Origin of the sequence: Dokdonella sp., from assembly GCF_019634775.1 — a bacterium.
Lineage (GTDB): Bacteria > Pseudomonadota > Gammaproteobacteria > Xanthomonadales > Rhodanobacteraceae > Dokdonella.
The window spans coordinates 287855-311326 of sequence record NZ_JAHCAS010000002.1 but is presented as its reverse complement, the minus strand read 5'-3'; the positions used below and the strand labels follow the sequence as shown (position 1 = coordinate 311326).

At 67.0% G+C, this 23472-nt stretch carries 18 protein-coding genes and 1 riboswitch; of the genes, 11 read left to right on the top strand and 7 right to left on the bottom strand.

The features are described 5' to 3' along the window. The first annotated feature begins 40 nt into the window (after positions 1–40). From KF907_RS12215 to rnhB, 7 genes are all read left to right on the top strand, one after another. The gene (locus KF907_RS12215; protein ID WP_291220749.1) at positions 41–562 is read left to right on the top strand and encodes an OmpH/Skp family outer membrane protein; all 522 of its coding nucleotides are present in this window, start codon (positions 41–43) and stop codon (positions 560–562) included. Further along, on the top strand, positions 559–1587 hold the full coding sequence (gene lpxD / locus KF907_RS12210) for a UDP-3-O-(3-hydroxymyristoyl)glucosamine N-acyltransferase (protein ID WP_291220747.1): 1029 nt from the start codon (positions 559–561) through the stop codon (positions 1585–1587). The genes KF907_RS12215 and lpxD overlap by 4 nt, the downstream gene beginning before the upstream one ends. Further along, complete coding sequence (gene fabZ / locus KF907_RS12205; protein WP_291220745.1) at positions 1584–2063, top strand: 3-hydroxyacyl-ACP dehydratase FabZ; 480 nt, start codon at positions 1584–1586, stop codon at positions 2061–2063. Before lpxD ends, fabZ begins: the two co-directional genes overlap by 4 nt. Beyond that, positions 2060–2830 carry an acyl-ACP--UDP-N-acetylglucosamine O-acyltransferase gene (lpxA, locus tag KF907_RS12200; RefSeq protein ID WP_291220743.1) on the top strand — a complete coding sequence of 257 codons (771 nt, stop codon included), beginning with the start codon at positions 2060–2062 and terminating at the stop codon, positions 2828–2830. The genes fabZ and lpxA overlap by 4 nt, the downstream gene beginning before the upstream one ends. 80 nt (positions 2831–2910) lie before the next feature. Continuing rightward, positions 2911–4125, top strand: a complete 1215-nt coding sequence (gene lpxB / locus KF907_RS12195; RefSeq protein ID WP_291220741.1) for a lipid-A-disaccharide synthase — start codon at positions 2911–2913, stop codon at positions 4123–4125. Positions 4126–4169: 44 nt separating this feature from the next. Next, positions 4170–5864: a sulfatase-like hydrolase/transferase gene (locus KF907_RS12190; protein WP_291220739.1), complete on the top strand. Its 1695-nt coding sequence runs from the start codon at positions 4170–4172 to the stop codon at positions 5862–5864. Continuing rightward, complete coding sequence (rnhB, locus tag KF907_RS12185; RefSeq protein ID WP_291220737.1) at positions 5861–6469, top strand: ribonuclease HII; 609 nt, start codon at positions 5861–5863, stop codon at positions 6467–6469. Before KF907_RS12190 ends, rnhB begins: the two co-directional genes overlap by 4 nt. 71 nt (positions 6470–6540) lie before the next feature. Here rnhB and KF907_RS12180 read toward each other — a convergent pair whose 3' ends face one another. Next, entirely contained in the window at positions 6541–8754 is a 2214-nt protein-coding gene (locus KF907_RS12180) for a delta-60 repeat domain-containing protein (RefSeq protein ID WP_291220735.1), read from the bottom strand. A gap of 372 nt (positions 8755–9126) precedes the next feature. On the opposite strand from KF907_RS12180, the gene dnaE reads away from it, so the two are divergent. The 3 genes from dnaE to KF907_RS12165 all read left to right on the top strand — a co-directional run bounded on the left by dnaE (position 9127) and on the right by KF907_RS12165 (position 16538). Further along, positions 9127–12651, top strand: coding sequence for a DNA polymerase III subunit alpha (gene dnaE / locus KF907_RS12175; protein ID WP_291220733.1), 3525 nt, complete (start codon positions 9127–9129; stop codon positions 12649–12651). A 440-nt stretch (positions 12652–13091) separates the two neighbouring features. Continuing rightward, positions 13092–15452, top strand: coding sequence for a TonB-dependent receptor domain-containing protein (locus tag KF907_RS12170; protein WP_291220731.1), 2361 nt, complete (start codon positions 13092–13094; stop codon positions 15450–15452). A 126-nt stretch (positions 15453–15578) separates the two neighbouring features. Then, complete coding sequence (locus KF907_RS12165; RefSeq protein ID WP_291220729.1) at positions 15579–16538, top strand: acetyl-CoA carboxylase carboxyltransferase subunit alpha; 960 nt, start codon at positions 15579–15581, stop codon at positions 16536–16538. A 9-nt stretch (positions 16539–16547) separates the two neighbouring features. Here the strand turns inward: KF907_RS12165 and KF907_RS12160 are convergent, their stop codons facing one another. The 4 genes from KF907_RS12160 to nudE all read right to left on the bottom strand — a co-directional run bounded on the left by KF907_RS12160 (position 16548) and on the right by nudE (position 19891). Further along, positions 16548–17372 carry a DUF4097 family beta strand repeat-containing protein gene (locus KF907_RS12160; RefSeq protein WP_291220728.1) on the bottom strand — a complete coding sequence of 275 codons (825 nt, stop codon included), beginning with the start codon at positions 17370–17372 and terminating at the stop codon, positions 16548–16550. A gap of 340 nt (positions 17373–17712) precedes the next feature. Then, positions 17713–18510 carry a nucleoside triphosphate pyrophosphohydrolase gene (gene mazG, locus KF907_RS12155; protein ID WP_291220726.1) on the bottom strand — a complete coding sequence of 266 codons (798 nt, stop codon included), beginning with the start codon at positions 18508–18510 and terminating at the stop codon, positions 17713–17715. 26 nt (positions 18511–18536) lie between these two features. Beyond that, a complete protein-coding gene (cysQ, locus tag KF907_RS12150) occupies positions 18537–19334 on the bottom strand; it encodes a 3'(2'),5'-bisphosphate nucleotidase CysQ (protein WP_291220724.1) in 798 nt (265 codons plus the stop codon). Continuing rightward, on the bottom strand, positions 19331–19891 hold the full coding sequence (gene nudE / locus KF907_RS12145) for an ADP compounds hydrolase NudE (RefSeq protein ID WP_291220722.1): 561 nt from the start codon (positions 19889–19891) through the stop codon (positions 19331–19333). The genes cysQ and nudE overlap by 4 nt, the downstream gene beginning before the upstream one ends. A gap of 224 nt (positions 19892–20115) precedes the next feature. Between nudE and KF907_RS12140 the strand changes: the two genes are divergently transcribed. Next, positions 20116–21027, top strand: coding sequence for a LysR substrate-binding domain-containing protein (locus tag KF907_RS12140; RefSeq protein WP_291220720.1), 912 nt, complete (start codon positions 20116–20118; stop codon positions 21025–21027). Between the two features lie 31 nt (positions 21028–21058). Here KF907_RS12140 and metB read toward each other — a convergent pair whose 3' ends face one another. Together metB and KF907_RS12130 are read right to left on the bottom strand one after the other, a co-directional pair. Next, positions 21059–22246: a cystathionine gamma-synthase gene (gene metB, locus KF907_RS12135; protein WP_291220718.1), complete on the bottom strand. Its 1188-nt coding sequence runs from the start codon at positions 22244–22246 to the stop codon at positions 21059–21061. Next, positions 22243–23235, bottom strand: a complete 993-nt coding sequence (locus KF907_RS12130) for an alpha/beta fold hydrolase (protein WP_291220716.1) — start codon at positions 23233–23235, stop codon at positions 22243–22245. The genes metB and KF907_RS12130 overlap by 4 nt, the downstream gene beginning before the upstream one ends. 48 nt (positions 23236–23283) lie before the next feature. Continuing rightward, a riboswitch (SAM riboswitch) is annotated at positions 23284–23389 on the bottom strand. Positions 23390–23472 lie beyond the last annotated feature (83 nt).

The window sequence follows — 23472 nt, the reverse complement described above, 5'->3', positions numbered from 1 at the left end:
CGAGGGGGTACGAGTGGCGCGAAGCGGTCCATGGACAGCAATGCCCCGGGCGCTGCTCGCCGCGATCGCGTTGACGGTCGCTGCGCCGGCGCCGGCCGAGGATGCTGCCGTCCGCATCGGCTACGTCGACATGAAGCGCCTGCTCGACAACGCACCGCAAGTCGTGGCCGGCCGGCAGAAGCTTGAACGCGAGTTCGCCCCGCGTGACGACGCACTCAATGCCGATGAACGGCGCCTCACCGAATTGCGTGCACGCCAAGACCGTGAAGGCGCATCGCTCGAACGCAACCAGGCCGATGCACTCAAGCGCGAGATCGATGCGCTCGACCGCGCGATCCGGCGCAATCGCGACAACATGCGCAGCGAGCTCAAGGCGCGCAGCGACCAGGAACTCGATCGCAGCTGGCGCGAGATCAACAACGCCGTCGTCGAATTCGCGCGCGAACACAACATCGACCTGATCGTGCCGAGCCCGGTCGTCTACGCGAATCCGCGCATCGACATCACCGACCAGGTGCTCGAACGCCTCAAGCGCCAGTATGCGAGCCGACCATCGCCATGAACGGCGTGGCCTTCACCGTTGCCGAACTGGCCGAACGCTTCGACCTTGGCGTGCGCGGCGATGGTACGTGCCGCATCACCGGGGTGGCCACACTGGCCCATGCCGGCGCGGAACAGGTGTCCTTCCTGGCCAATCCGCGTTATCGCGCACAACTCCAGACGAGCACCGCCGCCGCGGTGATCGTGCGCGCAGCCGACGCCGACCTCGAAGGCGCCCCGGTACGCCTCATCGCCAGCGACCCCTACGTCGCCTTTGCCAAGATCGCCGCGCTGTTCGAGCACCGCCCCGCACCGAGCCCGGGCGTGCATCCCAGTGCGATCATCGCCGCCACGGCAGTCATTTCCGCCGGCGCCTCGATCGGACCGTTGTGCGTCGTCGAGGACGGCGCGGTCATCGAGGATGGTGCCGTGCTCGGTGCGCATTGCCTGGTCGGCCGTGACTGCACGGTCGGTGCGCAATCGCGCCTGGTCGCGCGGGTGACTCTGGTCGAACGCGTGCGCCTCGGTCGGCGCGTGCTCGTCCACCCGGGCGCCGTGCTCGGCGCCGACGGTTTCGGCCTCGCCTTCGAGCGCGACCACTGGATCAAGGTGCCGCAGCTCGGCGGCGTGCGTATTGGCGACGACTGCGAGATCGGCGCGAACACGACCATCGATCGCGGCGCGCTCGAGGACACCGTGCTCGAGGAAGATGTGCGCCTGGACAACCAGATCCAGATCGCCCACAACGTGCACATCGGTGCGCACACCGCCATCGCCGGCTGTGCGGCTGTTGCCGGCAGTGCCCGAATCGGCCGCTACTGCCTGATCGGCGGCGCCGCTGGCATACTGGGCCATTTGACGGTGGCAGACCGGGTCACGATCACCGCCATGACCCTGGTCACCCACTCCATCCGCGAGGCCGGCGAGTATTCGTCCGCCTCCCCCATGCAGGAAAGCCGGCTCTGGCGACGCAATGCGGCGCGTATCAGGCACCTCGATGAACTGGCCCGACGCGTCGCGGCCATTGACAAGGGAAGCACGCAATGACGACACCGAACACCCCTCCCGCCGCCGCTCCGGAGGTGATCGACGTGAGGCGCATCACCCAGTTGCTGCCACATCGCTATCCGTTCCTGCTGATCGACCGAGTGGTGTCCTGGGAACCGGGCAAGCGTCTCCTCGCACTGAAGAACGTCACCTTCAACGAGCCGTTCTTCCAGGGCCATTTCCCCGGTCACCCAGTGATGCCCGGCGTGCTCGTCATCGAAGCGCTGGCCCAGGCATCCGGCGCGCTCGTGCAGCTGTCTGCATCCGATGACCCGAACCAGCCCGCGCTGTTCTACCTCGTGAAAATCGACAAGGCGCGTTTCAGCCGTGTCGTGGTGCCCGGCGACCAGCTCGTGCTCGAGGTCGAGCAGAAGCGCACGCTCAAGCGCATGGGCCTGTTCTGGGGTCAGGCCAAGGTCGACGGCGAAGTCGTCGCCGAAGCCGAACTGCTCTGCGCCGAACGGAGGGACGGATGATCCATCCTTCCGCGATCATCGATCCACAGGCGAAGATCGGCGCCAACGTCAGCATCGGTGCGTACAGCATCATCGGTGCAGACGTCGAGATCGGCGACAACACCTCGATCGGCCCGCACGTGGTCATCGACGGCCCGACTCGCATCGGCCGCGACAACCGCATCTGGCAGTTCGCCTCGCTCGGCGCTGCCCCGCAAGACAAGAAATTCCACGGCGAGCGTTCGCGCCTGGAGATCGGTGACCGCAACGTCATCCGTGAGTTCGTCACCTTCAATCGCGGCACCGAGGATGGCGCCGGGCTGACCAGGATCGGCAATGACAACTGGTTGATGGCCTACGTGCACATCGCCCACGACTGCGTCGTCGGCAACCATGCCATCTTCTCCAACGCCGCATCGCTGGCCGGTCATGTCGTTGTCGACGACTGGGTCATCCTCGGCGGCTTCACCCTCGTCCACCAGTTTTGTCAGGTCGGCGCGCACGCCTTCACCGCAATGGGTGCGATCATCAACCGCGACGTGCCTCCCTACGTCACCGTCGCCGGCAGCTTCGCCGAGCCGAAAGGCATCAACTCCGAAGGCCTGCGTCGACGCGGCTATTCCTCGGACCGCATCATGGCGATCAAGCGCGCCTATCGCACGCTGTACATGTCCGGTCTGCCCCTCGCCGACGCTCGCACCGAACTCGCCCGCGCCGCGGAAGACGCTCCCGACGTGCGGCTCATGCTCGACTTCATCGAGCGCAGCCAGAGGTCGTTGGTGCGCTGAGGGCTGGGAATGGGGAATAGCCAGGCATTCCGTCTCGCGACCGCAGATGTCAGCGGCGTGCTCGCACGCACCCTTGCCACATGAGCCACTCCCGACTCCCGGTGGTCGACTCCCGATCCGACGCGGCTCCGCTCGACCATTCCCCAGCCCCCATTCCGCATTCCCCGCTATTCGTGCTCGTCGCCGGCGAAACCTCCGGCGACCTGCTCGGCGCGGGGCTGATCAAGGCATTGCGTGCGCGGGTTCCCGCTGCGCGCTTCGTCGGGGTGGGTGGACCGCGCATGGTGGCGGCGGGACTCGAAGCCTGGCATCCGGCCGAAAAGCTCGCGGTGATGGGGCTTGTCGAAGTGTTGCGGCACCTGCCGGAACTGCTGCGCATCCGTCGCGACGTGCGCGAGCGAACGCTGGCACTGCGACCACAGGCCTTCATCGGCATCGATGCGCCCGACTTCAACCTGCCGCTCGAGCGGCGCCTCAGGCAGGCCGGCATCCGCACCATCCACTACGTCAGCCCATCGATCTGGGCCTGGCGCGAGCAGCGCGCGGCGAAGATCGGTGCGAGCGCCGATCGCGTGCTGTGCCTGTTTCCGATGGAGCCCGTCGTGTATGCGCGGCACGGCGTCGATGCACGTTTCGTCGGTCATCCGCTGGCTGATGCCTTCGCCCTGCAGCCTGACCAGGCCGCCGCGCGCCGTGCGCTCGAACTGCCGCAGGACAAACCCGTGCTCGCCCTGCTGCCCGGCAGCCGGCTCGGCGAGATCCGCCGCCTCGGCTCCGACTTCATAGAGGCTTCGCACCTGCTCGCGCAACGCATTCCGCAACTCGAAATCGTCGCCCCGATGGCCAATGCGGATTGCCGCGCCGCATTCGAGTCCGTGCTCGCTCGCAGCGCTGCGCACGCAGGACGCATGCATGTGATCGATTGCCGGGCGCATGAGGCCATGGTCGCCGCCGATGCCGTGCTGGTCGCCTCGGGTACGGCCGCACTCGAGGCGATGCTGGCCAAGCGACCGATGGTGGTCGCCTACCGCCTCGCCTGGCTGACCCATCGCATCATCACTGCCCTCGGCCTGCTCAAGGTCGAGCGCTATTCGCTGCCGAACCATCTCGCCGGGCGAGAACTCGTCCGCGAACTCATGCAGGAAAACTGCACGCCGCCGGCACTCGCCGATGCGCTCGAACCGTTCCTGCGCGCGCGACGCGTCGATCCGGCCCTGCTCGCCGAGTACGAACGCCTGCACCGACTGCTTGGCGGCAACGCCGACCACAACGCGGCCGAGGCCGTGCTCGCTTGAGCGAAGACCTACGCGAACAATCACGACGGCGCCGGCGGCAACGCTTGCGCGCATTCGCCGTCATTGCCTTCCTGGCTCTGCTCGTGTTCGCCCCGCTGGCCGAAAAGGCGCTGATGGAAAAACTCTACGCCCTGGTCATCGTCACCTCGGCGATGTTGTTCCTGCTGTTCTCCACGGCGCGCCTGTCGTTCGCCCTGATGGCCGCAAGCGTCGCCTTTGGCCTGCTCAAGACGGCCAGCATGCTCAAGTTCGAGTACCTGCTGACGCCGGTGCTGGCGCCTGACCTCACCTACTATGTCAACCGCGACACGCTCGAACTGATCGGCCGCTACCCGATCCTGCTCGGCTTCAGCCTGGGCGTGGTCGCGCTGATCCCGCTGCTGCTGGTGCCGGCGTGGGCATGGGAGACGACGCGGGAATGGACACGGCTCGGCCGCGCGCGCGCCGCGGCGATCCGCCTCGTCGGCGCCGCGGCCAGCACGGCCGTGTTTGCACTGTGCCTGTCGCCGGCCGGGCCATTCTCCGGCGTGTTCAACAAGCCGATGTGGGCAACCGTCACCGACCGCAGTTTCATCACCGCGTTCTTCACCTCGTTCAGCGATACCGAGGTGCGCCAGCCGAGTCTGACCGGGACGATCGACCGCAGCATCAAATGGACGCTCGATGAAAAGCCGCGCAAGCCGCGACAGTACCCCGATGTTTTCGTCGTGCTCGAGGAAAGCACCTTCGATCCACGCATGCTCAAGGCCTGCAGCGTGCCGGCCTGCACCGTGCCGATGTTCGTGCCGGACAAGTACACACGGGCTGGTGGTGCGCTGACCGTGCATACCTTCGGCGGCGGCACCTGGACCAGCGAATTCGCCCTGCACACCGGCCTCGCCGACGTGTTGTTCGGCAATGCCGGCCTGTACGCGCCGTACAACCTGGCCCCGCGCGTCGTGCATACCCTGCCCGACGCGTTCAAGGCGGCCGGCTACCGCACCATCGCCGTGTACTCGCACAGCGGCGAGTTCCTCAATGGCCGCAATGCCTACATCGACTACGGCTTCGACGCGTTCTACGACGGCACCGACAATGGCCTCGACTGGGACAGCACCGACGCTGATCTGCACGAGGTGCTAATGCGCATCCATGCCGAGGAGCGCGCCGCACATCCGGATCGCCCGTTGTTCGTGTTCACCCTGACCTTGCACCAGCACGGCCCGCACATGACGCCGCTGGCCGAACTGCCACCGCCGTTCGACAAGCCGCTGTTCCGCGGCAAGTTCAAGCCACCTGCGCTCGACGACTGGCTCAACCTCAATCTTGGCAACTACCTCGCCCGCGTGCACGAGTCCTCGGTCATGCTCGACACGCTGCAGCAGCAACTCTGGGACAGCGGACGGCCGACCGTGCTGCTGCACTTCGGCGACCACCAACCCTCGTTCGACGGTGCCATGCACGCAATCCCGAAACGAATTCCCGACGCGGCCGGACCGAACGCAAGCCGTGTCACCTACTACATGCTGAAGACGAGCTTCGCGCTGGCGCCGCTGCCGAAATACGAATCGCTCGACATCGTCTACCTCGGCTCGCTGCTGCTCGACGCGGCCGGCGTGCCAAAGGACGCGTTCTACCAGGCCAACACACTGCTGCGCGAACGCTGCAAGGGCCGCTACCTGCAGTGCCGCGACACGCGCATGCTGACCTCGTACCACGACCATGTCTTCAACGTGCTGAAGGACCTGCGCGAGGAATGAACCACGACTTGTTCGAAAACACTGCCGCGATCGATCCGCTGCGCATCGCCGGCGTCGACGAGGCCGGGCGCGGCCCGCTGGCCGGGCCGGTCGTGGTCGCCGCCGTGATCCTCGATCCTGCCCGGCCGATCATTGGCCTGGACGACTCGAAGAAACTCGCTGAAAACCGCCGCGACGCGCTCGCGCTCGAGATCCGCGCGCGCGCGCTGGCGTATTCGGTGTGCTACGTCGAAGCCGACGAGATCGATCGCCTGAACATCCTGCAGGCCTCGCTCACCGGCATGGCACGCGCCGTCTCCGCCCTGCAACCCGCGCCACTGCTCGCCCTTGTCGACGGCAACCATTTGCCGAAGGACCTGCCCTGCGCCGGCCGCGCGATCATCGGCGGCGACGCCAGCGAACCGGCGATCAGCGCCGCCTCGATCCTCGCCAAGACGATGCGTGACGCGCGCATGCGCGAACTCGACGCCCTGTATCCGGGCTACGGCTTTTCCGGCCACAAGGGCTATCCGACCCCGGCCCATATCGAATCATTGCGCCGCCTCGGCCCCTGCCCTGAACACCGACGCAGCTTTGCGCCGGTGCGCAACTGGATGAAGAAGTGAAGGGCGGGGTTCGGGGATGCCCGATTTGTCGGACCGCGACCGGATTTCAGCAGCCGTGATCCGAAGCAGGCTCAGAACTGAGCCTGCTCGAAGCCATCGGCGAACAGACGATCGACCGCCACGGCGGCAATGTCGATGCGCGGCCGACCCATCACATGGGCAAATCGGCCGCCGAACCAGACCTTGCCCGCATGCACCAGCACGGCTTGAATCGGGACGTCGGCGGAAAACAGCCAGCCCGGCACAATGGCGCCGTCGCTCGCGGCAAGACGGTAGAGGAATCGTTGCACCCCACCAGAGGTGCCGAGTGAGCCGGCGGCATACACCTCGCCCCGTTCGTCGACCGCCAAGGCGTGGGCACTTCCGAACAACGGCGGTGCCCAGCCAACATCGATCGCGCCCGTCGCAATCGCCACGCGCGCGAGACCGCCCGGCCGCGAGGCGCCGCCGGCCTGGGTGAAATAGCCAGCAAGGTAGAGCTGCGTCCCATCCGGCGAAAATTCCAACGCGTTGACGGCTTGGTTGAGCGCGAGATTCCACGTCGGCACCGCGGAACCGTCGGTTGCCGCCAATCGGGCGACCCCCGTGCGTGGCTGGCCGCCGATCACACCAAAATTGCCACCGGCGAAGATGGATCCATCCGCAGCCACGGCCAGTGCTTCGATCCAGTTGTCCGCATTGGGATTCCAGGCCGGATCGGCGGCGGCGTTCAGCGCCGAAAGACGCGCGATGCGATTGCGCGGGAGGCCGCCGATCGAGGTGAAACTGCCGCCGACGATGACCTCACCATCCGCCTGGATCGCCACCGCATGCACGGAATAGTCGACGGCGGCGTCCCAGCCGGTATCGGCAGCGCCATCGCCGGCTGCCGCAAGGCGCACGACACCGCGCAACGGCAAGTCGTTCACAGTGGAGAACTGTCCGGCGGCATACACGCGGTCCGAGCCATCGACCGCGAGGTCGACGATGTCGCCGTTGGTTGCGGGCGCCCACTGCGGATCGAGTCGGCCGGAGGCATCGAGGCGCAGCAGGTTGCCGCGCTGCTCACCGTTGACGAGGGCGAACTCGCCACCGGCAATGACGGCGCCATCGCTCTGTCTCGCCAGCGCGGAAACACGCCCCCTGATCGTCGCATGGGTGACGACACTACTGCCGCCGCCAGCATCGACGCGCGCGAGAGCCAGTCGCAGCTGTCCCGCGCTGCGGCGGAAGCTGCCGCCGACGTAGGCGACACCATCGCTGCGGCCGCGGACTGCATACACTTGCGAACCGGGCATGCCGGGATTCCAGGCGGGATCGACGTCGCCCGCCGTGCTCATGCGCGCGACGCCCGCACGCGGCAAGCCTCCGATCGCGCTGAACAAGCCGCCGACATGCAACGTACCGCCGAGCACGGACAGTGAATACACGTTGGCGTCCGGTTGCGGAGCGAAGCTGGTCAGCGGCACGCTGCTGGTGATTGGAATGCGTGCCAGGCGCTCGATGGATCGTGGTCCGACCTGGGTGAACGAGCCACCGGCAAAGACCGTGGCGCTGTCGTTGGCCAGCGCCCAGACAATCCCGTCCATCGACGGATTCCAGCTCGTCACGACCACACTCGGTCCCAGTTCGAAGCTGGCGATGCGGTTGCGCGCCGCGCCGCCAATTTCCGTGAAACTACCCCCGACCACAAGAGTGTCCGGCGCCGACAGCAGGCCGGGCACCACGGTCAATGCGAAGACCATCCCGTTGGACGACGGATTCCAGCCGTCGGCGACACCGGTACCGACCGTGCTCACCCGCCCGATCGACGCACGCGGGGAACCTCCGAGTTGTCCGAACATGCCGCCGACATAGAGGCTCGGGCCCGACGCAGCGAGCGCCCAAACGACGTTGTCCGGCGCCGGGCGCCAGGTCGCGATTGGCGCGCCGCCGACGCTGTCGAGCTTGGCGAGATTCGGCAGCGAGATGCCATTGACGCCGGTAAACGAGCCGCCGGCGATGATTGCGCCGTCGGGCGCGAGCGTCAGGGCAAACACGGGGCCGTCGACCTGCGGCGCCCAGGCCGTGTCGATGCTGCCATCAGGCAGCAGGCGCGCGATGTTCGCGCGCGGATGGTCATTGATCGACTGGAACTGGCCACCGACGATCACGCTGCCGTCGGACAGGCGCGCGAGCGCGCGCACGACACCCTGGGTGCGCAGGTCGAGATCAGGCCGGTCGAGCAGGACCTGGATCTGCGCCCGCGCCGGCGCGGTGAACAACGCAAGGAGGATGAACAGGGTCGTGACGAATCGGAATGCCATGGCGATCTTCCCCGAGGAGTTGCGGAACCACCCCGGACAACGCCACATCGCGCCGCTTTGCGACATCACGCCCGTAGGGATGCCTTGATCCGGGCATGCCCTGCTCCAGTCCACAGCGGCACCAACCTCTTGATATGACGGGGTGACATCCGCAAGGCCGGCGGCGCGGCCTGCGCGGCTCGCCCAGGCCGCCAGCCTGCACTTCGCCATGCCCACTGCGCTGCGAACTTGCGGAGGTGGTGACGCCGCTGTGGAACAGATCGGAGCATGCCCAGCCCTTCGCGGCATGACGCACAACAGGGCACCGACTGCAAGCTTGTCCCCCCTGGTGGCCGCCGCTACCCTGTTCCCTCCTTCCGTGTCATCACCGCCATGTCCGCGGGCTTCGTTCACCTGCACGTCCACAGCGAGTACTCGCTTGTTGATTCGACGATCCGCATCGATGCCCTCGTCGAGGCCTGCGTCGCCGCCGGCATGCCCGCGGTCGCGTTGACCGACGAAGTCAACCTGTTCGCCCTGGTCAAGTTCTACCGGGCCGCCGAGAAGGCCGGACTCAAGCCGATTGCCGGCAGCGACCTGTGGCTGGCCAATCCCGAGGACCGCGTACATCCGTTTCGCGTGACCGTGCTGTGCCGAGACAGCGGTGGCTACCGCAACCTCTCGCGCCTGGTCTCGCGGGCCTGGGCCGAAGGCCGTCACGGCGACCATGCCGTGATCGAGGCCGCATGGCTGCACGAGGCCGCCGAGGGCCTGATCGTACTGGCAGGGCGCGACAGCGAACCCGGGCGCCTGCTCGTCTCCGGCCGCCTCGATGCCGCACGTGGCTGCGTGCGCGACTGGCAGCGCGTGTTCGGCGATGCCTTCTACCTTGAGCTGGTGCGCGCCGGTCGCAGCGAGGACGATGCATGGACGAACGCCGCGCTCGCCCTGGCCGGCGAACTCGACGTGCCGGCGGTCGCCAGCAACGACGTGCGCTTCATCGCCCGTGATGACTTCGAGGCCCATGAGGCGCGCGTGTGCATCCACGGCGGCCGCGTACTCGGCGACCCGAAACGCCCACGCCCGTACTCGGAACAGCAGTACCTGAAATCGCCCGCGGAAATGCGCGCGCTGTTCGCCGATGCTCCGGAGGCGATCGAGAACGCGATCGAACTGGCCAAGCGCTGCAATCTGGAACTGTCGTTCGGCACCTACTACCTGCCCGACTTCCCGGTGCCCGAAGGCCACTCACTCGGGTCGTGGATCCGCGAACAGGCACGACGCGGGCTGGCCGCGCGCCTCGAACGCCAAGCGCCGGCGCCCGGCTTCGGCGCGGACGACTATGCACGACGCCTCGAGACCGAAGTCGACGTGATCGTGAAGATGGGCTTTCCAGGCTATTTCCTGATCGTCGCCGACTTCATCAACTGGGCCAAGAACCACGACATCCCGGTCGGCCCGGGGCGTGGTTCGGGCGCGGGTTCGGTGGTGGCCTGGTCGCTCGGCATCACCGACATCGATCCGTTGCGCTATGGCCTGCTGTTCGAGCGCTTCCTCAACCCCGAACGCGTGTCGATGCCGGACTTCGACATCGACTTCTGCATGGACAAGCGCGACCGCGTGATCGAGTACGTGGCCGAGGCCTACGGCCGTGACCACGTCAGCCAGATCATCACCTACGGCACGATGGCGGCGAAGGCGGTGCTGCGCGACACCGGCCGCGTGCTGGGCCTGCCATACGGCCAGGTCGACAAGATCGCCAAGCTGATACCGGCGCGTCCGCTCGACCTCAGCCTCGAGGACGCGCTCGGCCGCACCGAGAAATCGCGCAAGGAACCCGAACGTGTGGTCGCCGACTTCTGCGCGCTCTATGAAAGCGACGACCAGGTGCGCGAGCTGGTCGACCTGGCGCTCAAGCTCGAAGACCTCACGCGCAACGCCGGCAAGCACGCTGGTGGTGTGGTCATCGCGCCAGGCCCGCTGACCGACTACGCGCCGCTCTACTGCGAAGCCGGCGGCAGCGGCGTGGTCACCCAGTTCGACAAGGACGACGTCGAAGCGGTCGGCTTGGTCAAGTTCGACTTCCTCGGCCTGCGCACGCTGACCATCATCGACTGGGCGGTGAAGGCCATCAACCGGCGCCGCAAGGCGGTCGGCGAGTCGCCGCTCGACATCACCGGCATCGCCCTCGACGACCCCGCCGTGTATGCACTGTTCCGGCGCGCGCAGACGGTTGCCGTGTTCCAGTTCGAGTCGCGCGGCATGCAGGGCATGCTCAAGGACGCGAAACCCGACCGCTTCGAGGACCTCATCGCGCTCGGCGCGCTGTACCGGCCGGGTCCGATGGACCTGATCCCGAGCTACTGCCGGCGCAAGCACGGCACCGAGGAGATCGACTATCCCGACCCGCGCGTCGAACCCGTCCTGAAAGAGACCTACGGCATCATGGTCTATCAGGAACAGGTCATGCAGATGGCACAGATCGTCGGCGGCTACTCGCTCGGCGGCGCCGACCTGCTGCGTCGCGCGATGGGCAAGAAGAAGCCCGAGGAAATGGTCAAGCACCGCGCGATCTTCCGCGAGGGCGCGGCCAGGAACGGCGTCGACGAGGCCAAGGCCGATGCCGTGTTCGACACCATGGAGAAATTCGCCGGCTACGGCTTCAACAAGTCGCACGCGGCGGCCTATGCGCTGGTGTCGTACCAGACCGCGTGGCTGAAGACCCATCACCCTTCCGAGTTCATGGCCGCGGTGCTGTCGTCGGACATGGACAGCACCGACAAGGTCGTCAACTTCCTCGCCGAGGCACGCGCGCTCGGGCTGGCCGTGCTGCCGCCGGACGTCAACGCCTCGAGCTACATGTTCGAAGCCCTGCCCGACACCGACGGCGGCGCCTCGCGCACGATCCGCTATGGCCTCGGCGCGGTGAAGGGCGTTGGCGAAGGCGCGGTGATGAACATCGTCGAGGCACGCCAGCGTGGCGGCGCGTTCCACGATCTCGCCGATTTCTGCCACCGCGTCGATGCGCAGAAGATCAACAAGCGCACGCTCGAGGCGCTGATCCTCAGCGGTTCGATGGACGCACTGGCCAGCAACCGCGCCAGCCTGATGGCGCAACTGCCCGAAGCGATGCGCGCTGCCGAGCAGCAGGCGCGCAATGCACAGGCCGGGCAGAACGACATGTTCGGCGCGAGCAGCCCGGTCGCAGCCGGGATCGTACTGGCCGAGATCGAGGACTGGCCCGCCGCCCGCCGCCTCGCCGGCGAGCGCGACACGCTCGGCCATTATCTGAGCGGTCATCCGACCGATGCCTGGCGCGAGCTGCTGGCGCGCGTCGTCACCTGCCCGAATGGCGAACTCGACAAGCACTACAAGCCAGCGCAGCGGCAGGGCGAGCGCAGCCGCTACGGCGATCGCCAGGCCTTCACCCTCGCCGGCTCGGTGACCGGCCTGCGCAAGCAGGGCGACAAGCGCGCCTTCGTCCAGGTCGAGGACTGGTCGGGACGCTTCGAAGCCGTGCTCTACAACGAGACGTTCGCCGAGTATGCCCCGCTGATCACACGCGACGCGATTCTCGTCTTCGAGGGCACCCTTTCCATCGACGACTTCAGCGGCAACTACCAGTTGCGCACCCAGCGGGTGTCGCCGCTCGACAGTGCGGTCGAACGCCAGGCACGCGTGCTGCGCCTCACGGTCAACGGCATCGGCCGCGACTTTGCTGCGCGCCTGCACGGCATGCTCGAAGCACACCGTGGCGGCAACACGCCGGTACGCATCAGCTTCAGCAACGCCCAGGGCCGCGGCGAAGTCGAACTCGGTCCCGACTGGCGCGTGCGCGCCAGCCCCGCCCTGATCGAAGCGCTCGGCACTCTCGAAGGGGTGCTCGACGCGGATTGCCTGTACGGCATCAACGCCTGACGCGTTGTCCGCCGCTTTTCCGGTAGGAGCCCCTGCAGGGGCGATGCCTTTGTTGCCGAAGAGCATCGCCCGTAAACGGGCTCCCACGGCCGGTTTTTCCGCGCGCGGCGTCGCATGGCCGGTCCCGACACCCCTGCGACAGCCTGACCGATTGCGAACGAGAATGATTTACATTAGTTTTCCGTAACGCCGGGCCAAGGGGGCCCGCCCGACACGGCTCCGATGCGCCACTCGCGTCCACATTCCGGCCACCCGCCCGCCTGCCCGCCCTTCGGTGGCGACCTCCGGCCAGCCCCGGTGCACATCCACCTGCATGCCTGTCGCGGCGGTGCGCCACCCTCCGCCTGACGACGCCGCAGCCGTTCCCTTTCCACTCGTTCCCCTGCCCCACGGCAGCGCCGAAGCGCGCTGTCGTCCCAATCCTCCGGAAAACAACAACAATGACTCCAAGCAACGCCGCGCCACTGTCCCGCCGGCCGCTCGCCACCATGATCGCGCTCGCCCTGATCGCACCCGTCGCCTTCGCCGACGACATGCCTTCGGACTCCGACGCCGTGCAGATGCACCAGGTCGTCGTCACCGCCTCGGGCTTCGAGCAGAAGATCACCGACGCGCCGGCGAGCATCAGCGTGATCACGCACGAAGAGTTGCAGAAGCGCCCGTACATGACCCTGATCGACGCCGTGCGTGACCTCGAGGGCGTCGATGTCGGCGAGACCTCGGACAAGACCGGCCAGAAAACGATCAGCGTGCGCGGCATGGGCTCCGACTACACGCTGATCCTCATCGACGGCAAGCGCCAGAACAACCACGGCGACATCTACCCGAACGCGTTCGGCGGCAACCAGTTCAATCACATCCCACCGCTGGACATGATCGATCGCATCGAGGTGATCCGCGGGCCGGCCTCGACCCTGTACGGTGCGGACGCGCTCGGCGGCGTCATCAACATCATCACGCGCAAGGTTGCCGACCGCTGGTACGGCTCGGCCACGGCGACGCACAACTTCCAGGAAAACGACGAGTTCGGCACCGACCGCACCTTCGACTTCGCCGTGCTCGGACCACTCGCCAGCGAGCGCTTCGGCGTCGGCCTGCGCGGCTCGTGGTACCAGCGTGATTCGTCCACGCCCGAGTACGAAATCATCCACGATCCGTCCGGCGCGCCGCACGAGCGTTCGCTTGGTTTCGGCGGCGGCGGCAAGACCGTCGACAACACCAACAAGAGCCTCGGCGCGACGCTGAGCTGGAAGCCGACCGACAACCAGGCATTCGCCTTCGACTACGACACGTCCGAACAGGTCTACGACAACACGCCGTACACCAACAACCTCGGCACGACTTCGTATCCGCTCGGCACCGTCGACGCCGTCAACAGCTCGAGTCTGTGGCGCTCGGGTCCGCGCGTCGGCTACACCGACGAGCAGCGCTTCACGCGTGACCAGTGGTCGGTCACCCATCATGGCGACTGGTCGTTCGGTACGAGTTTCCTCTCGCTCGCCCACATCGAAACCGGCAATCACGGCCGCACGCTCCCGTTCACCGTCGCCGAGCGCCTGCAACACGAACAGATCTTCCGCGGTACCGGCGCATACGCCGGCATGAGCGTCGCCGAACGCCAAGCCTTGATGGCGGAACTGTTCCTGCCGCGCCCGAAGCGCGTCATGGAAAGCCGCCAGTACACGCTCGACGGCAAGCTCGACATGCCGTTCGATGGCTGGGGCGGGCAGCACCATTTCGTGATCGGTGGCCAGATCATCGACGGCGAACTCGAGGACGGCGTGTTCGGCATGGAAAGCGGCAACGGCCGCGGCACCGTGCAGGAGCACGAGATGTGGAGCGTGTTCGCCGAGGACAACTGGACCCCGACCGAGGCGCTGACCGTCACCGGCGGCCTGCGCTACGACGACCACAACATGTTCGGCGGCCACGTGAGCCCACGCCTGTACGGCGTGTACACGCTCAGCCCGACCTGGACGCTCAAGGGCGGCATCAGCACCGGCTACAAGACACCCAAGACCACCGACCTCTACGACGGCATCACCGGCTTCGGCGGCCAGGGCACGCTGCCGTTCGCCGGCAACCCGGACCTCGAACCGGAAACCAGCGTCAACAGCGAGATCGCCGCGTACTGGTCATCGATCGACGGTCGCCACAACTTCAATGCGACGTTCTTCCACAACAACTTCAAGGACAAGATCGAGAATGGCGAGGCCACGCAAACCTGCGCGGCAACCGGTGGCGTTCGCCCCTGCGTCAACCTCGGCGACTACGAGGCACTCGGCTACACGACCTGGACGCAGAAGGTCAACGTCGACAAGGCGCGTGTGAAGGGCGTCGAGTTGGCCGGCCGCTGGGGCATCACCGACACCTTGGCATTCCGCGCCAACTACACCTGGACCGACAGCGAACGCCTGAGCGGCGCCACCAGGGGCCTGCCGCTGACCGAAGCGGCCAAGCACATGACCAATGCCAGCCTCGACTGGGCGATCAGCGAACGCTTAAGCGCCCAACTGATCGGCGAAGCGCGCTCGAAGCGCTACCGCGGCTCGGTCGACGCCGATGGCAACCCGAGATACTACAAGAGCTATGACGTCTTCCATCTCGCTGCGCAGTACCGCGTCAACGACCACGTCAGTGTCGCCGGGCGCATCAACAATGTGCTCGACCAGGATTTCACCAGTTTCCGTACCGAGTTCGTGCAGGCCGCGAACGGTTCGTACACGGCGAGCTACACCGACGACTACAACAACAAGGACAAGTCGCGGAACCTCTGGCTGAGCCTCAACATGCGCTTCTGACCGCCGGCAGCAGACGGGTCGCGGCGGCAGTCGCGATCCGTCCGCGGGACGGCAGCCCCGCGCCGCCCCCGCGATGCCCGACCGGAACGGGCTATACTCCGCGCCCTGTCATTCAAACGTCGCGGAATGAATCCGAACTTCCTCGAATTCGAAGCTCCGATCGCCGAACTCGATGCCCGGATCGAAGAGCTGCGCCATGCCAGCCACGACCAGGCATTCAACATCGAGGACGAGATCGGCAAGCTGCAGGACAAGCTCAAGGTCCGCACGGCCGAGATCTTCCGCGCGTTGACCCCGTGGCAGGTCGCCCAGTTGGCCCGCCATCCGGCGCGTCCGTACACGCTCGACTACGTCAAGGTCATGTGCGAGGAGTTCCACGAACTGGCCGGTGACCGCGCCTTCGCCGACGATGCCGCGATCGTCGGCGGCCTCGGCCGCATCGATGGCGAATCCTTCGTCATCATCGGTCACCAGAAGGGTCGCGACACCAAGACCAAGATCCGTCGCAACTTCGGCATGCCGCGCCCCGAGGGCTACCGCAAGGCGCTGCGCCTGATGAAGCTGGCCGAACGCTATGCGCTGCCGGTCCTGACCTTCATCGACACGCCGGGTGCCTATCCCGGCGTCGGTGCCGAAGAGCGCGGCCAGAGCGAGGCAATCGCACGCAACCTGCTGGAGATGTCCGAACTGAAGGTCCCGATCCTGTGCACGGTGATCGGTGAAGGCGGCTCCGGCGGCGCGCTGGCGATCGGCGTCGGCGACCGCACGATCATGCTGCAGTATTCGACCTACTCGGTGATCTCGCCGGAAGGCTGCGCGTCGATCCTGTGGAAGACCGCCGAGAAGGCCAGGGACGCTGCCGAGGCACTGGGCATCACTGCACCGCGCCTGCTCGAACTTGGCCTGATCGACAAGATCGTGCGTGAACCGCTCGGCGGCGCGCACCGCAACCCGCGCGCGATGGCGGTGCGCCTCAAGGCCGTCCTGCTCGGCCAGCTCGAGGCGCTCAAGCGTCTCGACACCGCCACCCTGCTCGAGCAGCGCTACCAGCGCCTGCGCCGCTACGGCGCCTTCAAGGCCGCCTGAGTCGCCGCATCAGTCATCGGCTGGCACGTCGACCTTGCCGGCAACGTTGCGGTGCGAGGTGGTACCGCTGCCCTGCGCTGTCACCGTCAGGTCGCCGCGTACGCCGTCGACACTGACGTCGCCGGAGCCGATCGACTCGACCGTCACGCTGCCGCCGATGTCGTGCAGCTCCACGTCACCGGAACCGATATTGCCGATGCGCACCGAGCCGTCGACACGGTGGAACGTCAGGTCACCCGAACCACCGCTGCCGACCTCGACATCGCCGCGCACGCCTTCAACCCTGAAATCGCCGGAGCCGGTCGAGGCGAGCGTGAACGCACCGACATCACGGGCATCGACATCTCCCGAACCGACCTTGGCGCGCAGCAGGCCGGCAACCTTGCGTACCTCGAGATCGCCAGAGCCGGCATTCCAGTCCAGGGAAGCCACGTCGGCGACGACTGCGTCACCCGAACCGCTGGAGATCTCCAGCGCGAGCGTTTCAGGAATGCGCACTTCGAGGCCGAGCGTAGCGTAGGTATAACCAATCAGCGACCACGAACCCGCTTCGTACTCAACGCGCACGACCACGCGATCGCCGTCACGCCGCTCGAGCAGACGAATGCCTTCGAGCCGTTCGGTGCTCGATGCGCAGGCCTTGCCACGCACTTCGATGCGAGCAAGTCCGGCCACGCCCTGCAGCTTGATGTCCGACCAACCCGGCTCGATCGCAAGGGTCTTGAGGCCCGTCGCATCGATGTCGAGATTGCGCGCGGCCTGGTGCTTGCAGTCATCGGCTACGGCAGTGGATGCGATCAACAGAGCAGTGGAAGCGAGGATCAGGCGGTACATGGCGGATCTCCGGTTGAGGACGCCGATGGGATACGGCGGGAGCGCGAATGGTTTACAGCGTAGAAGGCGAAACCACTCGTAGGCGAAACCGCATCGCGGCTGAAGGCGCTACCAGGACACGCCGTGCTCCGCAGCAGCGCCTTTCGCGGAACCTTCCCTCTTGCGGGGAGGCTGCCGCAGGGCCGCACTGCGGGGAACAGCCGCAGGACCTGGCCGCGGGAGGAGCCTGCATGGGATCCGCTTCGTGGCGCCGACGCCGGTCGGGATGCCCTGCCGGGAATGATCGTCGACGCCGTTGCGGGATTGATCAGAGTATCCCCAGGCCACCGACGATGCACCCTCACTCCTGGCTGCTGCCCTCCTCGACCTTGGCCCGCTTCCACAACGCTTCCTGCTCGGCCAACGGCCGGCCGCCGAGGCCACCAGCGCTGGCGGCAAGCGCTTCCATGCGACGGAAACGACGCTCGAACTTGGCGTTGGCCTGACGCAGCGCGGCGGAAGGATCGACGCGCGCATGGCGGGCGAGGTTGACGGCGACGAACAGCATGTCGCCGATCTCGTCGGTCACGCGCGCCTTGTCGGCGCCGGCGGCTATCTCGGCGCGCACCTCGGCGATTTCCTCATCCAGCTTGGCGAATACCAGCCCGATGTCCGGCCATTCGAAGCCGGTAGAGGCGGCGCGCTTCTGCAGCTTTAGCGCGCGCTGCCATTCGGGCAGGCCACGCGTGATGCCGGCCAGCGCACTGGCATCGCTCTCGCCGCGCGCGGCACGCTCCTGCGCCTTGATCGCCTCCCATGCGGCCAACGCGGCATCGGCATCCTCGACGGAGACATCACCGAACACGTGAGGATGGCGCTCGACGAGCTTGGTACAGATCGCCTCGACGACATCGGCGAAGCGAAAGTGCCCGGCTTCCTCGGCCATGCGCGCATGAAACACGACCTGCAACAAAAGGTCGCCGAGCTCGCCGCAGAGATCCGCGTAGTCCTTGCGATCGATCGCGTCGGCGACCTCGTAGGCCTCCTCGATCGTGTAGGCGGCAATCGAGGCGAAATCCTGCTTGACGTCCCAGGCGCAACCACGCTCCGGGTCGCGCAGGCGCGCCATGATGGCAATGAGGTCGTCGATCGTGGCCATCGCGGACTCCGTTTCGTGGATGCGGATCAATGGGCAGCGAACAGTTGCGCCCAGTCGGTGCTTGCGTCGCCGCAAGCGAGAAATTCAGGATTGAGCAGGGAGTCGCGGGTGTTGTAGGCAAGCGCGCGGCCGGCCAGGTCGAGCACGGCCCCACCAGCTTCCTCGAGCACGCATTGCGCAGCGGCGGTATCCCATTCCGACGTCGGGCCGAGACGCAGGTACAGGTCGGCCTCGCCGGCAGCGATGCGCAGGAACTTCAGCGACGAGCCGAGCGGTACGAGCACGTGCTCGCCGACACGCTCGAGCAAACCAGCCTGACGCGCGTCGCCGTGCGAGCGACTGCCGGCGACGACCAGCGGGTTCGCACGCGCACGCACGCGCAAGGGACGGGGCTCGCCATCGGCCACGGCGTGCCATGCACCCTGCCCGGAACTGGCCCAGGCGATGGCGCCACTCACCGGCACCTGCACCACACCGAGCACCGGCCGATGTCGGTCGACGAGGGCGATGTTGACGGTGAACTCGCCATTGCGCTTGACGAACTCGCGCGTGCCATCGAGTGGATCGACCAACCAGTAGCGCGTCCAGCGCGAGCGCTCGGCCCAGGCCACCCCGGCCGACTCCTCGGACAGTACCGGCAGGTCCGGCGTCAGCGTGCGCAAGCCAGCGACGATGAGGTGATGGGCGGCGAGGTCGGCCGCGGTCAGTGGCGAACGATCGTCCTTGCGGGCGACGTCGAAGTTGCCAGCATAGACCTCGAGGATCGCTGCGCCGGCCCGGTGTGCGATCGCACGCACGCCGGCGACGAGGGCCGCGTCGATCACGGGCAGGGCCGGTAGCGGCCGGCCAGGTATTCGCGCGCGATGAACAGCGCGGCGATCGAGCGCCCCTCGCTGACTTCGGGCTCGTTCAACAGGAGATGCAGTTCGCTGAGCTTCCACGGAACCACTTCGAGTTCCTCGGGCTCGTCACCCTGCAGGCGCTCGGGGTAGAGGTCGCGGGCAAGCACGACATGGGTCATCGAACTCATGTACGCCGGGGCCAACGATAGACTGCCGAGGATGTGCAGTTCACGTGCGCCGAAACCGATCTCTTCCTTTAGTTCACGGCAGGCACCTTGCTCGACCGTCTCGTCCTGGTCGAGACGGCCTTTCGGCAAGCCGAGTTCATAGCGACCCAGCCCTGTGCCGTACTCGCGCACGAGCAGGACCGTGTCGTCGTCGCGCATCGGCACGATCACCACCGCACCGAGCCCCGAACCCTTGAGGCGCTCGTGCGTGCGGCGTTCGCCGTTGGAGAACTCGAGGTCGACCTGTTCGGCGCGCAGGAAGCGGCTTTTTTCCACGGCACGCGTGGCGAGGATCGTCGGAGGTTTTCGCATCCCGGCATTGTACCCGCTGCACCGCATGCGGTCTTTTGTCGCCAGATGGAAAAAGGTGGCGGCGGCCACCGGGGAGGATGGACCGCCGCCGAACGACGCCGTGGGGAGGGGAGGGTACGACGCCGTTCTGACCGTCGGATGGGCACTGCCATCCGTCACCCTGCAGCAGATGGGGCAGGTCTGGGCAATTGCAAGTGGTCGGTGTGCACCCGATCATCCTGCGCATGAACCTGCGCGATCTCCGCTACCTGGTGGCCCTGGCCGAGCACAAGCATTTCGGCCGCGCCGCCGAGGCGAGCTTCGTCAGCCAGCCCACCCTGTCCACCCAGATCAAGAAACTCGAAGACGAACTCGGCGTCGCCCTGGTCGAGCGCACGCCGCGCAAGGTGCTGCTGACCGAGGTTGGCGAGGAGATCGCCCGACGTGCCCGCGAGGTGCTGAACGAGGTCGAGCAGATCAAGGCGGTCGCGCGGCGCACGATCGATCCGGAATCGGGCACGCTGCGCCTCGGCCTGTTCCCGACGCTGGGCCCCTACCTGTTGCCGCATGTGATCCCGCGCGTGCAGGCGCGTTTTCCACGCCTGGAACTGCTGTTGGTCGAGGAAAAGACCGAGATCATCCTGCGCCAGCTGCGCGAAGGGCGCCTTGATGCAGGCATCCTGGCCCTGCCCGTGCACGACAGCCAGTTGCATGCCGAACCGTTGTTCGATGAGCCGTTCGTGCTGGCCGTGCCGGCCGGCAATGAACTCGCCACGCGGCACAGCCTGACCCTCGATGATCTCGCCGACCAGAGCCTGCTGCTGCTCGAAGACGGCCATTGCCTGCGCGACCAGGCACTCGAGGTCTGCCGCCTCGCCGGTGCCGGCGAGCGCAGCGGCTTCCGTGCCACCAGCCTCGAAACGCTGCGACAGATGGTCGCGGCCAACGTCGGCGTGACCCTGCTGCCGACGCTCGCGGTTAAACCACCGGTACCGCCCACCGAACGCATCCGCCTGATCGAGTTTGCGGGCGACGCACCGAGCCGCTCGATTGCGATGCTCTGGCGCAAGAGCACGGCCATGCACGCCTTCCTGCAGACCTTCGCCGCCGAGTTCCGCCTGCCGCCCGATCTGCTCGATCCACACACGTCGGCCTGACGCGCGGCGCAGAGGAGACCACCCCGGGGCGTCAGGCAGCCGAGACCGCACGAGGCGAGGTGGCGTGGCGTGCGCGTTCTAGCGCGGCGGCGAGGTCGGCGAGCAGGTCGGCTTCGTCCTCGATGCCGATCGACAGGCGCAGCAGGCCGTCACCGATGCCGGCGCGTTCGCGCGCGGCCGGCGCCATCGCCGCATGGGTCATGCCGGCCGGATGGCAGACCAGGCTTTCGACGCCACCAAGCGATTCGGCGAGGGTGAAACATTCGAGCCCTTCGACGAAGGCGCGCGCCGCGGGCGAGCCGCCTTCAAGTTCGAAACTCAGCATCGCGCCGAAGCCGGCCTGCTGGCGCTTCGCCAATGCATGGCCCGGATGCGAGGCCAGCCCGGGCCAGTGCACGATGCGCACGGCCTGGTGCGAGGCGAGCAGGCCGGCAATGGCGCGTGCATTGGCCTCGTGCACCGCGAAGCGTGCTTTCAATGTCCGCAGACCGCGCAGGGTCAGATAACTGTCGAACGGCGCTCCCGACAGCCCCAGGCAATTGCACCACCACGCCAGGCGTTCTCCGAGCGCGGCGTCACGCCACAGCACTGCGCCGCCGACCACGTCGGAATGGCCGTTGATGTACTTCGTCGTCGAATGCACGACGACATCGGCGGCGAACGCGAATGGCTGCTGCAGCAGCGGCGACAGGAAGGTATTGTCGACCACCGCGAGCGCGCCGGCCGCGTGCGCGGCCTCGATCACGTGGCGCAGGTCGGTGAGGCGCAGCAACGGATTCGACGGTGTCTCGATCCAGACCAATTTCGGCGACTCGGCGAGCGCGGTCGCGAGCGCGCGCGGGTCGTGGAAATCGACGAAGGCGACGCGGTAGAGGCCACGCTTGGCCTGGGCATCGAACAGGCGCCAGGTGCCGCCATAGCAATCGTGCGGCGCAACCAGCAGGTCGCCCGGTTCGAGCAGGGCCGCGACCAACGTCACTGCGGCCATGCCGGTCGCGGTGACGACACCACCGGCGCCACCCTCGAGTTCGGCCAGGGCACCCGCGAGCACGTCGCGGGTCGGATTGCCCGAGCGCGAGTAGTCATAGGCGCGCTTTTCGCCGAAGCCGGCGAAGCTGTAGTTGGTCGACAGGTACAGGGGCGGCATCACTGCGCCATGTGCCGGATCGATGTCGACCCCTGCCCTCGCTGCTATCGTCGCCGCCGCGCGCGTGCTCATGCCGGACACTCCGTGTTGATCACATCGTCGAGGACGGCGGCGACCGCCGCGACCTCCTTGAGAAATGCGTCGTGGCCATAGCGCGAGTTCAGCGCGACAAGGCGCGCACCGGCGATGCGCCGCGCGCAGGCCTCGACCAGTGCAGGCGGCACGATCAGGTCCTCGACAAAGGTGACCAGCGTGGTCGGCGCGACAATGGCCTCGACTGCACAGACATGTGCATCGAGCGATGCAGACAGACGCAGGAATGCTTCGGTATCGAAACGCCGCGCGAAGCGCTCGCCATGCGCATCGAGCCAGCCGAGCACGCCGGTCTGCGCATCGGCTTCGCCGAAGCGTGCCTCGAGTTCATCGGGCGTGCGGTAGGCGAGTACGGCCAGTGCACGTGCGCGGCGCAAGGCCTCACCACGCGCCGCGCGATCATGGCCGGCCGCGGCAATGCCGGCACGTTGAAGATGGCGCAGAGCCAATGCCCATGGACTGGCGCGGTGTGCGGCTCCGATCACCACGAGGCGCCCGAGACGTGAGCCGAGCAGGACGCCGAGATGCTGGGCCACGCAGCCACCGTACGAGGCGCCGACGATCACCTCGACGCGGGCGACGCCGAGATGATTGAGCAGGGCGAGGAGCGCATGTGCCTGGTCGAGAGTATCGATGGCCGGAAACGCGGCATCGCCGCGCGGTCCGGTGGAGGCATCCGCGCCACCGAGCCAGTCGATTGAGACCAGACGCAGCCGCTGCGGATCGAGGCTGCGACCCGGGCCGCACTGCGTCGACCACCAGGTGCCGATGTCGCGCCCCGCCGAAATGCCACCGAGGACTATCGCGACCGGTGCTTGATGCGCCCCCCAGGCCTGCCACGCGAGTTCGCCGCCAACGAGGCGCTCGCCCGAGCACAGCACGAACGGCGGCAGACGCAACACGCCGCGCTCGCGGATGATGCGCGCAGGATGCCCTGCAGCGGAGGATTTTTCTGGGGTGGCGGCCATGCTGCTCTCCGTTCGGTGGCGGGAGCGGCAGCCAGCATGCGCGGCGGCGGCTCATCTCCCGGGAAGGTTCCCGCTGGATTTGGCACCGTGCGGCGATCAGGCCGTGGTTGCCTCGGCATCGCAGGGCCAGCCCCTCCGCCGATCTCGATGAGTGGGCGCACTCTAGTCACTGTCTCTTCGGCCGTCAAGACGTATAGACGTCCATATGATTCGATTTCATTTTGACGGAATGCACTC

Coding starts and splice junctions, on each gene's coding strand:
- KF907_RS12215 (WP_291220749.1), top strand. CDS start 41: ATGCCCCGGGCGCTGCTCGCCGCGATCGCGTTGACGGTCGCTGCGCCG.
- lpxD (WP_291220747.1), top strand. CDS start 559: ATGAACGGCGTGGCCTTCACCGTTGCCGAACTGGCCGAACGCTTCGAC.
- fabZ (WP_291220745.1), top strand. CDS start 1,584: ATGACGACACCGAACACCCCTCCCGCCGCCGCTCCGGAGGTGATCGAC.
- lpxA (WP_291220743.1), top strand. CDS start 2,060: ATGATCCATCCTTCCGCGATCATCGATCCACAGGCGAAGATCGGCGCC.
- lpxB (WP_291220741.1), top strand. CDS start 2,911: ATGAGCCACTCCCGACTCCCGGTGGTCGACTCCCGATCCGACGCGGCT.
- rnhB (WP_291220737.1), top strand. CDS start 5,861: ATGAACCACGACTTGTTCGAAAACACTGCCGCGATCGATCCGCTGCGC.
- KF907_RS12180 (WP_291220735.1), bottom strand. CDS start 8,754: ATGGCATTCCGATTCGTCACGACCCTGTTCATCCTCCTTGCGTTGTTC.
- dnaE (WP_291220733.1), top strand. CDS start 9,127: ATGTCCGCGGGCTTCGTTCACCTGCACGTCCACAGCGAGTACTCGCTT.
- KF907_RS12170 (WP_291220731.1), top strand. CDS start 13,092: ATGACTCCAAGCAACGCCGCGCCACTGTCCCGCCGGCCGCTCGCCACC.
- KF907_RS12165 (WP_291220729.1), top strand. CDS start 15,579: ATGAATCCGAACTTCCTCGAATTCGAAGCTCCGATCGCCGAACTCGAT.
- KF907_RS12160 (WP_291220728.1), bottom strand. CDS start 17,372: ATGTACCGCCTGATCCTCGCTTCCACTGCTCTGTTGATCGCATCCACT.
- mazG (WP_291220726.1), bottom strand. CDS start 18,510: ATGGCCACGATCGACGACCTCATTGCCATCATGGCGCGCCTGCGCGAC.
- nudE (WP_291220722.1), bottom strand. CDS start 19,891: ATGCGAAAACCTCCGACGATCCTCGCCACGCGTGCCGTGGAAAAAAGC.
- KF907_RS12140 (WP_291220720.1), top strand. CDS start 20,116: ATGAACCTGCGCGATCTCCGCTACCTGGTGGCCCTGGCCGAGCACAAG.
- metB (WP_291220718.1), bottom strand. CDS start 22,246: ATGAGCACGCGCGCGGCGGCGACGATAGCAGCGAGGGCAGGGGTCGAC.
- KF907_RS12130 (WP_291220716.1), bottom strand. CDS start 23,235: ATGGCCGCCACCCCAGAAAAATCCTCCGCTGCAGGGCATCCTGCGCGC.